Genomic DNA, 12,433 nt, shown 5'->3' with positions numbered 1-12,433 from the left:
GGGGCGGGTGCCGGGGCCGGGGCGGGCGGCGGGGCCGGGGCGGCCTCGGGAGCCGGCTCGGGTGCGGGCTCGGGCTCGGGCTCGCGAGGCAGCGGCGACGGCGGAGCAAACGCGTGCGCCGGAATGGGAACCGCGACCACAGACGGCGCCGCCAGCCCGGTCCAGTCCCGGCGCGCGGGCTCGACCGGCTCGACCGGCTCGCTGCGCGTGTCCGCTCTCAGACGCTCTCGCCGCCGGGTCCGAAGCACGGGCGGCGCGGTGTCCGGCGTCGCGCCCGGACGAGCATCCTGTCGTTGGTTCTGTTCGATATCGGGAGGCCGACCGCTGAGCACGGCGTGCCAGATCGGGTCGCTCTGCGACGGCAGCACCCCCGCTGCGCCCGTCGCGTCGTCGTGGGCCGCTTGTGCCGATTCATGTGGCCGGAACACCATCGTCCTCTTCCCCAGCTCCCTCAGCCGGCGCGCATGCGGTCAGTGCCCCGACCGCGGCTGCTCGCCGGTTCACGTCGCGAGTTCCCCAGCGCGACGATGTGCGCGTCGTCAGGCACCCGGTCCGCGGAAACCGTCGCGACGCGCGCCGAGCCACGGTCACCACCGTGCTGCGCACAGCGGGTGCCGGAACAATTGCGACCATCGCGGATTCCGTTCGAGCGGATATATCGGGGGGATGACTCGAAACGTAACGCGGTGGTTCGTGCCGACTCGGGTGTGTCGGACCGGCGAACCGCGTACAAGACCCACTATGGGGGACGAGGGTCCTCCAGCACCAGCGACGATCTCATCCCGACGCGCAGTAGGACGCGATCTTGTCGGCGAGAACGGTGAGGGCGGCACGGATGGCAGGGCCCGCTGCCCGCCACCCGGGCCGCTGCCCCGCAGCAGCGGGGGTCCTCGTCGTTTCCATGCCCGCGAGGTTTCCACCTGGAGCGCGCTCCAGGTCAAGCGCTGGCTCGGCATCCACCTCGCTCGGTCGTCGCACATGCCCCTGCGCGCGTGGTTCAGGGGTCGTTCACGACGACCGAATCCCCGCGGCGCGCGCTCAGTCGTCGCAAAGGGCCCCGGAACCCGGGCGCAGGGGATGTTTGCGACGACCGAAGGATGCCGCGGGGCGCCGAGCCCCGCGCGCGGCGGGTTACCAGAGCGGGTGGATGTCTGCCCGCAGGCTCCGGTTGTAGACGTCCCGCACGACGGCGTCGAACGCGTCGAGGTCGAAGGCGCCGGGCTCGAGGAACGCCGCCGCATCGGCGTTCGCGGTGGCCTGCGCCACGGTGCGGGCGCCGGGGATGACGCTCGTCACGCCGCGGCGCGACGCGACCCACGCCAGCGAGGCCGCCGGCAGCGAGACGCCCTCGGGCAGGGCGGCAGCCAGCTCGGCGGCAGCGGCGATGCCGGTTTCGTAGTCGACGCCGGAGAACGTCTCACCGCGGTCGAAGGCCTCGCCGTGGCGGTTGAACGAACGGTGGTCGTCGGCGGCGAACGCCGTCGTGGCGGTGTACTTGCCGCTGAGCAGACCCGACGCCAGCGGCACGCGGGCGAAGATCGCGACGCCGGCATCCGCCGCCGCCGGCAGAACCTCGTCGAGCGGCTTCAACCGGAACGGGTTGACGATGATCTGCACGTTCGTCACGTGCGGCCGCGCGATCGCGGCGAGCGCCTGCGCGCACGTCTCCACCGACACGCCGTAGGCGGCAATGGCACCGGATGCCACCAGCGCGTCGAGCGCGTCGTACGTGGCATCCGCCTCGATCACTTCTGTGGGCGGGCAGTGCAGCTGCACGAGGTCGAGCGTGTCGACACCGAGGTTGCGACGCGAGCGTTCGGTCCAGGCGCGGAAGTTCTCCGACGTGTAGTTGGCGGGTTCCTGCGCCATGCGCCGGCCCATCTTGGTGGCCACGGTGATGCCGTGGCCGGCACGCTCGGCGAGGAACCCGCCGATGATCGTCTCGCTGCGGCCATCGCCGTAGACGTCGGCGGTGTCGAAGAGCGTGACACCGCTGTCGGCGGATGCCGCGAGCACAGCGCGCGCGTCGGCTTCGGAGACATCGCCCCAATCGGCGCCGAGCTGCCAGGTACCGAGACCGATCGCCGAGACTGCGCGTCCGGTGCGTCCGAGGGGACGGTGTTGCATGGGGACTCCTTCGTAGGAATCCAGGATGTCACGTCGCCCGCGTCGCCACACGCCCGACCAGCGCGGTGTCCACAGCGGCGGCGACGATGATCGCGAGCACATATGCCACCAGGTCGCGCGCGTCGAACACGGTTACCAGCAGCAGCATCGCGGGCGGCAGCGCCGCCCCGATGCGCTCGGGCACGCCGGTGAGCTGGAACAACTCCACCGCCACGCACCACGTCACCGCGACGAACCCCACGACCCACGGGCGCGGCTTCGGGAACAGCAGCACCAGTCCGACGTAGGCGGCGAGCGCGTAGAGCACATCGCCGGCGATGTCGGATGCCGCGACGCCCGGTGCCCAGCGGTGCACGGCCAGGCCCGCGGCGATGGTCGCTGCGAGCAGGACGGCGGCGACGAGGCGACGGCGGGCGGGGCGCGGCATCCGGTCACTGTATCGGCCGATGCGAGAGGATCGGAGCATGGATGCCGCGCTCAACGCACTGACCCGCATGCCCGAGCCGCAGTTCGTCATGACCGCCGACGGCGACCGGCTCGCCACCTACACGTGGGGCGACGAGGCGGCGCCGACGGTGCTGTGCGTGCACGGGTTCGGCTCCAGCACCCGCGACAACTGGGTGAACACCGGGTGGGTGCGGGATCTGCTGCAGGCGGGGCTGCACGTGCTCGCGGTCGATCAGCGCGGACACGGCGCCAGCGACAAGCCGCACCTGGCCACCGCGTACGAGATGACGAGCCTCGTCTCCGACCTCCTCAACGTGCTCGACACCTACCTGCTCGACACGGTGCGCTACGTCGGCTATTCACTCGGCGGGCGCGTCGGCTGGCAGACCGCGGTCGACGCGCCGACGCGCATCGAGCGGGCGGTGCTGGGCGGCATCCCCGATGGCCGGCCACTCGCGCGCATGCAGATCGCGCAGGTGCGGGCCTACCTCGACGAGGGTCGCCCGGTGGAGGATGCCGTGACCCAGCGGTACGTCGCACTGGCCGAGCGGGTGCCGACGAACGACCTGCGCGCACTGGTCGCACTGGCCGAAGGCATGCGACTGGGCGAGAGCGATCCCGACCCGGCGTCGCCGCCCGCGCAGCCGGTGCTGTTCGCCACCGGCACCGAGGACCCGATCCTGGAGCAGTCGCGGCGCCTGGCGGGCGTCGCGCCGCACGGCACGTTCGTGGAGATTCCCGGCCGAAACCACATCAACGCGCCCGGGTCGCGGGCGTTCCGCCAGGCGGGAGTGGACTTCCTCTCCTGATCTCGGCGCGCACGCGCCCGCCGGTCACCCCGGGTGGATGCCGCTGGCAGCGACGACCGCACCCTCGTCGGGGATGCCGGCATCCACCTCTCGCACGACACCGCGCCGGCCCGGGCCCCACTGGCGGTACCCGGTGAACGCGATCGGCACCCCGCGGGCGACGCGGAGGTCGGCACTGTCCATCGCCTGCACGTGCAGGTGCGGCTGGGTCGAGTTGCCGGAGTTGCCGCACTGCGCGACCGGGTCCCCCACCGCCACCTCGTCGCCGACACCGACGCGCATCGATCCGGCCCGCAGGTGCACCATCGCCACGAGCATTCCGCTCACCCGGTCGCGCAGGATCACGTGGTTTCCCGCCACCGCGTGCGGCCCCTCGCGCAGCCGCCCGGCCTGACCGGCGGCATACCGGATCAGCGCGAGCTGCGACCGCCGTGCCTCGTGGTCGGGCTCGCCGTCGTGGACGGCGACGACAACTCCGGCGACCGGTGCCGACAGTGGCGTTCCGAAGGCAGAGAACCGCTCGGGCGGTTCGGTCGCGAGAAGCGTCCGCCAGTCCTGCGTCGCGGCGGTACGTCCCCGCTCGTCCACCTCGACGAAGTCGATCGCGTACCGCTGCCCGAACACGTCGACCCCGTGGCTCGGGTCGCGCCGGGCGGGGCTGTTCTGCACGAGCCACCGGCCCGCGAAGGGCAGGGTCATCAGCACCGGTGCGACCGTCGCCACACGCTCAGCCGCCGGCGGTGAGGTGGCGGCGCTGGTCCACGAGCGGGCAGGTGAACACGTCCCGCTCCCCCAGCCCGACGCGATTGATGTAGCGGACGATGATCGCGTACGAGGTGAACAGGCCGGTCTGCGTGTAGGGGATGTCGTGCTCGCGGCAGTAGGCGGCGATCATCGGGGCGGCCGCCCGCAGGTGGGGACGGGGCATCGACGGGAACAGGTGGTGCTCGATCTGGTAGTTGAGCCCGCCCATCACGGTGTCCAGCACGCGGCTGCCGCGGATGTTGCGGCTCATCGTCACCTGGCGGTGGAGGAAGTCCAGGGTCATGTCGCGGGGGACGATGGGCATGCCCTTGTGGTTCGGGGCGAACGACGCGCCCATGTAGAACCCGAACACCCCCAGTTGCACGGCAAGGAACGCCACCGCGACCCCCGGCGACAGCACGAAGAACACCAGGACCCCGTAGCCGATCAGTCGGATGCCGATGAAGCCGATCTCGACCCAGCGACGGTTCAAGTGCTCGCGCACGAAGACGCGGCGCACCCCGGAGGCGTGCAGCGAGATGCCCTCCAGCAGCAGGATCGGGAAGAAGAACAGGCCCTGGTGGCTGCGCAGCCAGGAGATGACCGCCGGGCGCGGCACCGCGGCCGCTTCGGCTGTCACGACGATGACGGGCAGCTCGATGTCAGGGTCGGCGCCCAGCTTGTTCGGGTTGGCGTGATGCCGGGTGTGCTTGTGCTGCCACCACCCGTAGCTCATGCCGACGAGCAGGTCGCCGATCACCAGGCATGCCCAGTCGTTCCACTTGCCCGAGACGAAGATCTGGCGGTGCGCGGCATCGTGTCCGAGAAACGCGATCTGGGTCAGCACGATCCCGAGCACGGCGGCGGTGAACATCTGCCACCAGGTGTCACCGATCCAGACGAAGGCGGTCAGGCACAGACCCAGCACCACCGGCGCCGCGATGAGTTTCGCCCAGTAGTAGCCGTACCGTCGTCGCAGCAGGCCACTGTCGCGGATGATCTGCGCCAGGCCGGTGAACTCGCTCGGACCCTCACGCTTCACCCCGGACGATGCACGGGCGGGTCCGGTGGCGCGGATCTCGTTCATGGCCTACCTGCTCTCGCAGCAATGCTCCGGTCGCGGTGGGCGCCTTCATCCAGCCGGCGTTGCGCATCCGTGCGGTCCAGTTGATATTGGCAGGCTACGCGCAGATTCTGGATGCCTCACAGCTTCAACCTCGATAGCGTTCGACAGTGGGGTTCTCGCCGCTGGGGTTGATCGTCGCCGTCGCCGTGCTCGCACCGAATCTGCTGATGCTGTGGCTCCCGCCGCACCCGCCGCTCACACCGGTGAGGGTGCCGCGTGCACTCGAGTGGCTCGAGCGCGCGGGACAGGCGCTGTGCCTCGTGGTGCCGGCGATCACCGAGCCCGGGGCGTTGCGCTGGGGCTGGGTCGTGCCGGCGCTTGCCGCGCTCGCCGCCTACTACGCGCTGTGGGGCCGCTACCTCGCGGGCGGCCGCTCGGGTACCGCGCTGTACCGGCCGCTGTGGGGTCTACCCGTGCCGATGGCCATCTTTCCGGTGACGGTGTTCCTCGCCGCGTCCGTGTGGCTGAGCAACGGGTGGCTCGCGTTGAGCGCCGTGATCCTGGCGGCCGGCCACATCCCGGCGGCGCTGATCATCGCCCGCCAGGTGGACGCCCGGCGCTGAGTGGCCGAGCGCCGCGGGTAGCGTGGAAGTATGCGTTCCATCGATCCCCTCTGGGTCCGTCATGCCATGTGGTGGCACGTTTATCCCCTCGGATTCGTCGGCGCGCCCCAGACCCTGCCGCCGGCCGAGCAGCCGGTGATTCACCGGATCGACCGCATCGAAGCGTGGCTCGACCACGTGCAGCAGCTCGGCCTCAACGGCCTGCAGCTCGGGCCGGTCTTCGCCTCATCCACCCACGGGTACGACACCGTCGACTACTTCCGCATCGACCCTCGCCTCGGCGACGAGAACGACCTCGTGCGACTCATCGGGCACGCACGCGACCGCGGCATCCGCGTGCTTCTGGACGGCGTGTTCAACCATGTCGGGCGAGAGCACCCGCTCTTCCGGGCGCTTCAGGAGCAGGGACCGGATGCCGACAGCGCGGACCTGTTCCGAGTGAACTGGGACGGTTGGCACGAGGGCGACACCGTGGATGCCGATGTCTTCGAGGGCCATGAACAACTCGTGGCGCTGCGGCACGACTCGCCCCGCGTCGTCGACCTCGTCGTGGATGTCATGACCTACTGGCTGGACCGCGGCATCGACGGGTGGCGCCTGGACGCCGCATACGCCGTTCCCCCGTCGTTCTGGGCCGCGGTTCTGCCGCGAGTGCGCGAACGCCACCCCGATGCGTGGTTCACCGGCGAGGTCATTCACGGCGATCAGGCCGCGATAGTCCGAGAATCGACGATCAATTCGCTCACCCAGTACGAACTGTGGCAGGGCATCTGGCACAGCATCGCCGACCGCAACCTCCACGAACTCGCGCACGCGGTCCGACGTCACACCGCTCTGCTCACCACCATGGTCCCGAGCACCTTCGTCGGCAATCACGACGTGACCCGAGTGGCCACGGCGGTCGGCGACGCGTTCGTCCCGCATGCGCTCGCTGTGCTCTTCACGGTCGCCGGCACCCCGGCGATCTATGCCGGCGACGAGTACGGGTATCACGCCGTGAAGGAGGAGCGCTTCGGCGGCGATGACGCGATCCGGCCCGAGTTCCCCGCGTCTCCGCCCGCGGTCGAGACGCTCGACCCGTGGGCCGCGGACACGCTGCATCTCACCGAGGCGATGATTGCGCTGCGCCGACAGCGACCGTGGTTGCATGAGGCCGCCACCGACGTGGTGGAGGTCGACAACGGGTCGATCGTGCTGCGGACCGCGACACCTGATGGTTCCGTGGTGTGCGCGCTCAATCTCGGAGCCACTCCCGTCACCGTCTCGGCGGCCGGCGCTCGTACCGTGCTGATCGGTCAAGGGGACCTCGGCGACTCGACGCTGACGCTCCCCCCGCAGGGGTGGGTCATCGCCGAGTAGCACCGGCCTCAGACGTCGAGCACCCGCAGACTCACCGTCACGGGGCCGCCCTCGACGAGGGCTTCGGCCTCACGAACGGCGCGTTTGAGCGGCAACCAGTACCGGCCCGACGAACTGGGGAAGATCGAGGTGCGCCAGGTCGTCCGACCGACCGACGCCTCGACGCGCACCGAGCCGAACCCGCGCGCGAAGGGCGCCGTGAGCTCGCTGATGTCCTCACTCAGCTCCTCGGGTACGTCCGCGAACAACCATGCCTCGGGCCGCGCAGTCCATCGGAACACGACCGACTCGAACTCGATGTGCATGACACCACCCTCGCCTAGATGACGGATGCCGCCCGGCACCCTCACGCTTCCAGAAACGACAGCACGTCGCGGGGGAAGCGCCGCTGCAGCGTCGTTCCCATGTGCCCGATCCGCGGGTACAGGATCAATCGGGCGTCCGGGATGCCGGCGGCGGTGTCGCGGAACAACCGGGGCGTGTAGTACCGGTCCTTCTCGGCACCGATCACGAGGGTGGAAGCGGTGATCCTGCCGAGCTGCGGCTGGAGGTCGAAATCGTCTTCGGCGTCGAGCATGGCCAGCAGATCTGGGCCGGCGTTCCCGAAAGTGCGCCGCCCCATCACCCAGCCCCCTGCGCCCAGCACGAGAGCGCCCAGCCCGGTCGCGGCCATCGCGGCGACGCCGACGGCCCCCGCCCGCCGGGGCCGGCCCGAGCGCACGGCGGCCGCGATCTCGCGCTGCACCCGCAGTCCGTTATCGCTCAGCCGATGGGCGGCGGAGACGACCACGAGCCGGCGGACGAGTTCCGGATGGTCCACGGCGAGCTGCAGGGCGACGCTGCCGCCGGTGGACACTCCGATGACGTCCACCGGTGGGGGCAGCCGCTCGCGGATGACCGTGGCGAAGTCGGCAGCGATCTGCGCCATCGTCGCGGGGGGCGCCAGTCCCCGCCGACGATTCAGCCAGATCAGTTCACGGCTGCGTGCAAACGGCGTGAGCAGATGCAGCTGCAGGGTCAGATCCAGTCCGCTCGGCGTATCGGGCTCGCCGGACAGGCCCGGCAGGAACAGCAGCGGCGCCCCGGCACCGACCCGAAAGTAGGCCAGCCCCGGCGGCCACGCCCCCTCGTCGGTCTTCGAGATCCTCGTCACGGTCACGGCCTCCTGCCCCATCCGGGTCGAGATCATCATCGCGAGCATCGCGGCGCGGCGCCACGGCATGCCCGGGGCGCGCCCGCCCTTGTCCGCTCCCACGGCGGTCGGGATGATGGGGCGATGCAGCCACCTCTCGGCAGGTACCAGGAGATCGCCGACACGCTTGCTCGGCACGGGCTGGGTTTCCTCGGCGCGCAGATCGGGGTCACGCGGTGGCTGCCCGCCCGCTACCGCACAGCGCCAGGCAGCGCGGACGAGCCGGCCAACACCGCCGAGCGGGTGCGCCTGGTGCTCGAGGATCTCGGCCCCACGTTCATCAAACTCGGGCAGTTGCTCTCCACTCGTCCCGACCTGCTGCCGCCGGCCTACATCTCGGAGCTGTCGAAGCTGCAGGATGCCGCCCCTCCGGTTCCCGACGAGCAGATCCGCGAGACGATCCGGCAGGAACTCGGTGCCGACCCCGAAGACCTCTTCGCCTCGTTCGAGTGGACGCCGATGGCATCCGCGTCGATCGGTCAGGTGCATGCCGCGACGCTCGCCGACGGCACGTCCGTCGTGGTGAAGGTGCGCCGCCCCGAGGTCGTGCGGCAGGTGCAGGAGGACCTCGAGATCCTGAACAACCTCGCCGCCCGCGCGGCCCGTGCGTGGGAGCCCGCGCGCACCTACGACGTTCCCGGGATCGCGAGGGAGTTCTCCGAGACGCTGCGCGCGGAGCTGGACTACCTGCGCGAGGCGCGCAACGCCGAACGGTTCGCGGCCGACTTCGCCGACCGGTCCGACGTGGTCATCCCGCGCGTCTACTGGGAGACCACGACCTCCCGCGTCCTGACGATGGAACGGATGACCGGCATCAAGGTCAGCGACCGAGAAGCGCTGGATGCCGCAGGGATCGACCGTCGGGAAGTGGCCGTCACCGGGGCGGACATCGTGCTGTCGATGATCTTCGAGCACCGCTTCTTCCACGCCGATCTGCATCCCGGCAACGCATTCGTCCGTCCGGACTCGGTCGCGCTCATCGACTTCGGCATGGTGGGCGAGATCACGGAAGAACTGCAGGACGGGCTCGCCGACGTCTTCATCGCCGCCGCCACCCGGAATTCAGACGGCCTCGCGAGCGCCGTCATCAACCTCTCGGTCGCGCAGGGCTCGGTGGACCGACGCGCGCTTCGCGCCGCAATGTCATCGCTGTTCGGCGAGTTCTCGGACCGAACGCTCGGCGAGATCCACTTCACGACGCTGGCGACCGATCTGCTTCGGGTGCTGCGGGAGCACCATCTGCAGCTCCCGCAGGAGGTCTCCCTTGTCGTCCGGGCGCTGCTGGTGATCGAAGGCGTGGGCGTGCAGCTGGACCCGACCTTCGAGTTGAACTCGGTGCTCACCCCGTTCGCTCGGCGCCTCATCCAACGCCGATTGTCCCTGGCCGCGGTGACCAAGCGGATCGGGCGCGCCTCGATCGACGCGGGCGAACTGCTGCTCGAGCTGCCGACGCGGCTGCGACGGCTGCTGGAAGTGATGGATCACAACGGCATCGAAGTGCACCTCCGGGCGGCAGAGCTGGATCCGCTGGTCGGACGCGCGGAGCGGATCGGGAATCGGCTGGTCGCCGGAATCATCACGGCCGCACTCATCAACGGTCTCGGTCAGGTGATCGCCCGGGACAGCAGGCTGCGCACCTGGAAGGGCGCGCTGACGGGCACCGGCATCGCGACGTTCACGACCCTGAGCGGCTACCTGCTGTGGACGGCGCGGCGTCGCCGGTAGCGAAGGAGCGCGCCGGCCGTCCCAGCGGTGCGGGTGACTAGGAGATCCAGCGGGATGTCACACCGAACGCGTCCGCCACCGCGCGGATCTCTGCTGTGCTGAGTCCTTCTGCCTGACCTCCGCCGGTGAGGTTCATGTACTCGTACTTGGCGCCGGTCTCGGCGTACTCGACCCGGTCGACCGCGCGCGTGACCGACAGGTCCGAGCGGGCCATCACGCCGTGCTTGCTCCACAGCACGATCTCGAAGTGGCGCAGCCCCCGGACATTGGCATCCATCAGCTCTGCCGACCCCGGGACCATGAACTCCAGCACGCCGATGCCGTCCGGAAGGGCGACGATCGACTCGGGCTCCCACCGCAGGATGCGGCGGTTCATCGCCTCGGTGTCCCGGTACAGCGGGATGTGGCTGAGGTAGGTCAGGTGCGGCGGCTGCGCGTGCACGACCGCGTGGAAGGGCAGGTTGCGCCGGCCGACCTGGTCATCGTGCACCGCCAGGTGCGAGTTGAACTCACTGGTGAGGGCCGCGAACTGACGCTGCGGGGACGTGAGCATCTCGGCGTGGGTACCGCCGGGCTCCACGATCACCGCGGCGATGGCCGCGAGCGGGTTCTCGGCGATCTGCCGCAGGCGCCGGCCTGATCCGGTGACCAGGAGCGTCCGACCAGCCAGCGCGGGTGCCGGCAAGGGCAGCTCGATCCGCTCCGAGATCGGAAAGATCTGCCGCACGCGCGGCAGCTCGTCCAGGCAGAGAGAGATGTTGCCCGCACCCGCTTCGCTGGCGTCGATCTCGCAGATCCGGTGTCCGGCCGCGCCCATGTTGGCGAGGTATTCCTCGATGGTCGGACGATCGATGCCCATGCTGACTCCTCGTGACGATCGGAAATGAATCGTTTCAAGAATACGTATGGTCAGACCACACTGTCAACAGAGTTTCTGTTCAGGCCGCGACCGAGCGTGCCGTCCGCTCGGCCGTCGTCACGATGGTCGCGAACCCCCGCGCTCCCAGGACGCTCTCGGTGCGGCGCATCAGTTCCTCACCGGACACCGCGCCGTAGCCCGGCCCGGCCCCGATCGCGGAGGTCGTCGTGGCATCCGTGACGAACTCCACGTCGAATCCGAGGTCGCCGGCCACCCGCGCCGTGGTCTCGCAGCACTGCTCGGTGCGGATGCCGCAGATCACCACCCGCCGCACACCCCGTGCCGTGAGCTGGTGCTGCAGGTCCGTCGACGTGAAGGCATTGACGGTCGTCTTGGTGACCTGGATCTCGCCGTCGCGGGGGTCGAGCTCGGCGATAACCCGGACGAATCCCGAGCGGGGGTCGAACACCCCGCCCGTGCCGGGTTCGGAGTGGGTGACCCACGCGACGACGTCGCCCGCTGCGCGGGCATGGTCGACGAGCCGTGCGATGTTCGCCAGCAGCTGCGGATTGGCCGTCGCCGCCCAGTCGTCGGGCCGCTGCCGGAAGGACTCCTGCGCGTCGATCACCAGGAGGGCGGTGTCAGTTTCGCGTGTCATGCGGCTCATCCTGGCGCCACCGGCCCGACCCGGAAAGCCGTAATGCCGCCAACGAACGGAGCGATCCGGACATCCCGCGTCGGTGGCCGGCGGGGAAACGTCCCATTCGGCGAGACTGGGCTTTGCGCGCCGACACCGAAGGATCCAGAGTGCTGTTGTGGCCGCGTCTGCGTGAGCGTCGCCACCGCCCCAACAGAGAGGTTGGCAATGCTCCCTGACACCGCGTCGGTGACGCAATGACCCAGAACGAGCCCGAAGAGTCGATCTACGGGAACACCAACACCTATTACACGATCCCGAAGCTGAATCAGGGGGTGCCGCCGGACCCTCGGTTCATGCGGATCCTCTCCACGGTCGAGGTCACGATCGGTGTGACACTGTTCGCCCTGCTCTTCTTCGGTGTGATGTACCAGGTGCTGGGGCGCTACTTCCCGGCGGTCGGCTGGGTCGGCGCCGGTGAACTGGCGCTGCTGGCCATGGTCGCGATGACGTTCATCACGACCGGCTACCTCGTCGGGCGCAACGGTCACATCGTGATCGAGGTGTTCGACCAGATGCTCGCCGGCAAGAAGCTCTTCACCGCGCTGCGCATCGTGTCGGCCGTCATCATGGCCGCCACCAGTCTCGCCCTCGCCTATGAGGCGTTCGTGAAGATCGAGATCGAGTGGGCGCGCGCCAGCGCTGCGATGCACATCCCGCTGGGCATGCTGTACGTCTTCGCCCTCATCGGGTTCCTGTCGGCGGCATTCCACTCGATCATGAAGATCCCCTACGCCCACCGCCCAGAGCGACAGCTCAACATCTCCGAGATGGAAGGCTGATCC

At 69.8% G+C, this 12,433-nt stretch carries 13 protein-coding genes; 5 read left to right on the top strand and 8 right to left on the bottom strand.

Annotated elements, in window-relative coordinates:
• Positions 1 to 1,131: 1,131 nt before the first annotated feature.
• Both NQ151_RS16465 and NQ151_RS16460 read right to left on the bottom strand, forming a co-directional pair.
• Entirely contained in the window at positions 1,132 to 2,127 is a 996-nt protein-coding gene (locus tag NQ151_RS16465) for an aldo/keto reductase (RefSeq protein ID WP_257528751.1), read from the bottom strand.
• Positions 2,128 to 2,155: 28 nt separating this feature from the next.
• On the bottom strand, positions 2,156 to 2,554 hold the full coding sequence (locus tag NQ151_RS16460) for a ribosomal maturation YjgA family protein (protein ID WP_257528750.1): 399 nt from the start codon (positions 2,552 to 2,554) through the stop codon (positions 2,156 to 2,158).
• Positions 2,555 to 2,591: 37 nt separating this feature from the next.
• On the opposite strand from NQ151_RS16460, the gene NQ151_RS16455 reads away from it, so the two are divergent.
• Positions 2,592 to 3,383: an alpha/beta fold hydrolase gene (locus NQ151_RS16455; protein WP_257528749.1), complete on the top strand. Its 792-nt coding sequence runs from the start codon at positions 2,592 to 2,594 to the stop codon at positions 3,381 to 3,383.
• Between the two features lie 24 nt (positions 3,384 to 3,407).
• On the opposite strand, the gene NQ151_RS16450 is transcribed toward NQ151_RS16455, so the two are convergent.
• Both NQ151_RS16450 and NQ151_RS16445 read right to left on the bottom strand, forming a co-directional pair.
• Positions 3,408 to 4,106, bottom strand: coding sequence for a M23 family metallopeptidase (locus NQ151_RS16450; protein WP_257528748.1), 699 nt, complete (start codon positions 4,104 to 4,106; stop codon positions 3,408 to 3,410).
• Between the two features lie 4 nt (positions 4,107 to 4,110).
• A complete protein-coding gene (locus NQ151_RS16445; RefSeq protein ID WP_257528747.1) occupies positions 4,111 to 5,214 on the bottom strand; it encodes a fatty acid desaturase family protein in 1,104 nt (367 codons plus the stop codon).
• 146 nt (positions 5,215 to 5,360) lie between these two features.
• On the opposite strand from NQ151_RS16445, the gene NQ151_RS16440 reads away from it, so the two are divergent.
• The gene (locus tag NQ151_RS16440; RefSeq protein WP_257528746.1) at positions 5,361 to 5,816 is read left to right on the top strand and encodes a hypothetical protein; all 456 of its coding nucleotides are present in this window, start codon (positions 5,361 to 5,363) and stop codon (positions 5,814 to 5,816) included.
• Positions 5,817 to 5,846: 30 nt separating this feature from the next.
• Entirely contained in the window at positions 5,847 to 7,175 is a 1,329-nt protein-coding gene (locus tag NQ151_RS16435; RefSeq protein WP_257528745.1) for an alpha-amylase family glycosyl hydrolase, read from the top strand.
• Between the two features lie 8 nt (positions 7,176 to 7,183).
• On the opposite strand, the gene NQ151_RS16430 is transcribed toward NQ151_RS16435, so the two are convergent.
• Positions 7,184 to 7,480: a DUF1905 domain-containing protein gene (locus NQ151_RS16430; protein ID WP_257528744.1), complete on the bottom strand. Its 297-nt coding sequence runs from the start codon at positions 7,478 to 7,480 to the stop codon at positions 7,184 to 7,186.
• Positions 7,481 to 7,521: 41 nt separating this feature from the next.
• Positions 7,522 to 8,505 carry an alpha/beta fold hydrolase gene (locus NQ151_RS16425; RefSeq protein WP_257528743.1) on the bottom strand — a complete coding sequence of 328 codons (984 nt, stop codon included), beginning with the start codon at positions 8,503 to 8,505 and terminating at the stop codon, positions 7,522 to 7,524.
• Between NQ151_RS16425 and NQ151_RS16420 the strand changes: the two genes are divergently transcribed.
• Entirely contained in the window at positions 8,452 to 10,092 is a 1,641-nt protein-coding gene (locus NQ151_RS16420) for an ABC1 kinase family protein (protein ID WP_257510087.1), read from the top strand. The genes NQ151_RS16425 and NQ151_RS16420 overlap by 54 nt on opposite strands.
• 37 nt (positions 10,093 to 10,129) lie before the next feature.
• Here the strand turns inward: NQ151_RS16420 and NQ151_RS16415 are convergent, their stop codons facing one another.
• Positions 10,130 to 10,951, bottom strand: a complete 822-nt coding sequence (locus tag NQ151_RS16415; protein WP_257528742.1) for a class II aldolase/adducin family protein — start codon at positions 10,949 to 10,951, stop codon at positions 10,130 to 10,132.
• Between the two features lie 79 nt (positions 10,952 to 11,030).
• Positions 11,031 to 11,609 carry a cysteine hydrolase family protein gene (locus NQ151_RS16410; protein WP_257528741.1) on the bottom strand — a complete coding sequence of 193 codons (579 nt, stop codon included), beginning with the start codon at positions 11,607 to 11,609 and terminating at the stop codon, positions 11,031 to 11,033.
• Between the two features lie 236 nt (positions 11,610 to 11,845).
• Between NQ151_RS16410 and NQ151_RS16405 the strand changes: the two genes are divergently transcribed.
• The gene (locus NQ151_RS16405; RefSeq protein ID WP_257510090.1) at positions 11,846 to 12,430 is read left to right on the top strand and encodes a TRAP transporter small permease; all 585 of its coding nucleotides are present in this window, start codon (positions 11,846 to 11,848) and stop codon (positions 12,428 to 12,430) included.
• Positions 12,431 to 12,433 lie beyond the last annotated feature (3 nt).

It is taken from the genome of Microbacterium sp. zg-YB36 (assembly GCF_024623575.2).
Taxonomy (GTDB): Bacteria; Actinomycetota; Actinomycetes; order Actinomycetales; family Microbacteriaceae; genus Microbacterium.
The sequence above is the reverse complement of the archived record's forward strand: the minus strand, read 5'-3'. Positions and strand labels throughout refer to the sequence as shown.

What these genes read in the sequence shown, in the direction of transcription:
- NQ151_RS16465 (WP_257528751.1), bottom strand. Translation starts at nt 2,127, where the DNA reads ATGCAACACCGTCCCCTCGGACGCACCGGACGCGCAGTCTCGGCGATC.
- NQ151_RS16460 (WP_257528750.1), bottom strand. Translation starts at nt 2,554, where the DNA reads ATGCCGCGCCCCGCCCGCCGTCGCCTCGTCGCCGCCGTCCTGCTCGCA.
- NQ151_RS16455 (WP_257528749.1), top strand. Translation starts at nt 2,592, where the DNA reads ATGGATGCCGCGCTCAACGCACTGACCCGCATGCCCGAGCCGCAGTTC.
- NQ151_RS16445 (WP_257528747.1), bottom strand. Translation starts at nt 5,214, where the DNA reads ATGAACGAGATCCGCGCCACCGGACCCGCCCGTGCATCGTCCGGGGTG.
- NQ151_RS16435 (WP_257528745.1), top strand. Translation starts at nt 5,847, where the DNA reads ATGCGTTCCATCGATCCCCTCTGGGTCCGTCATGCCATGTGGTGGCAC.
- NQ151_RS16430 (WP_257528744.1), bottom strand. Translation starts at nt 7,480, where the DNA reads ATGCACATCGAGTTCGAGTCGGTCGTGTTCCGATGGACTGCGCGGCCC.
- NQ151_RS16420 (WP_257510087.1), top strand. Translation starts at nt 8,452, where the DNA reads ATGCAGCCACCTCTCGGCAGGTACCAGGAGATCGCCGACACGCTTGCT.
- NQ151_RS16415 (WP_257528742.1), bottom strand. Translation starts at nt 10,951, where the DNA reads ATGGGCATCGATCGTCCGACCATCGAGGAATACCTCGCCAACATGGGC.
- NQ151_RS16410 (WP_257528741.1), bottom strand. Translation starts at nt 11,609, where the DNA reads ATGACACGCGAAACTGACACCGCCCTCCTGGTGATCGACGCGCAGGAG.
- NQ151_RS16405 (WP_257510090.1), top strand. Translation starts at nt 11,846, where the DNA reads ATGACCCAGAACGAGCCCGAAGAGTCGATCTACGGGAACACCAACACC.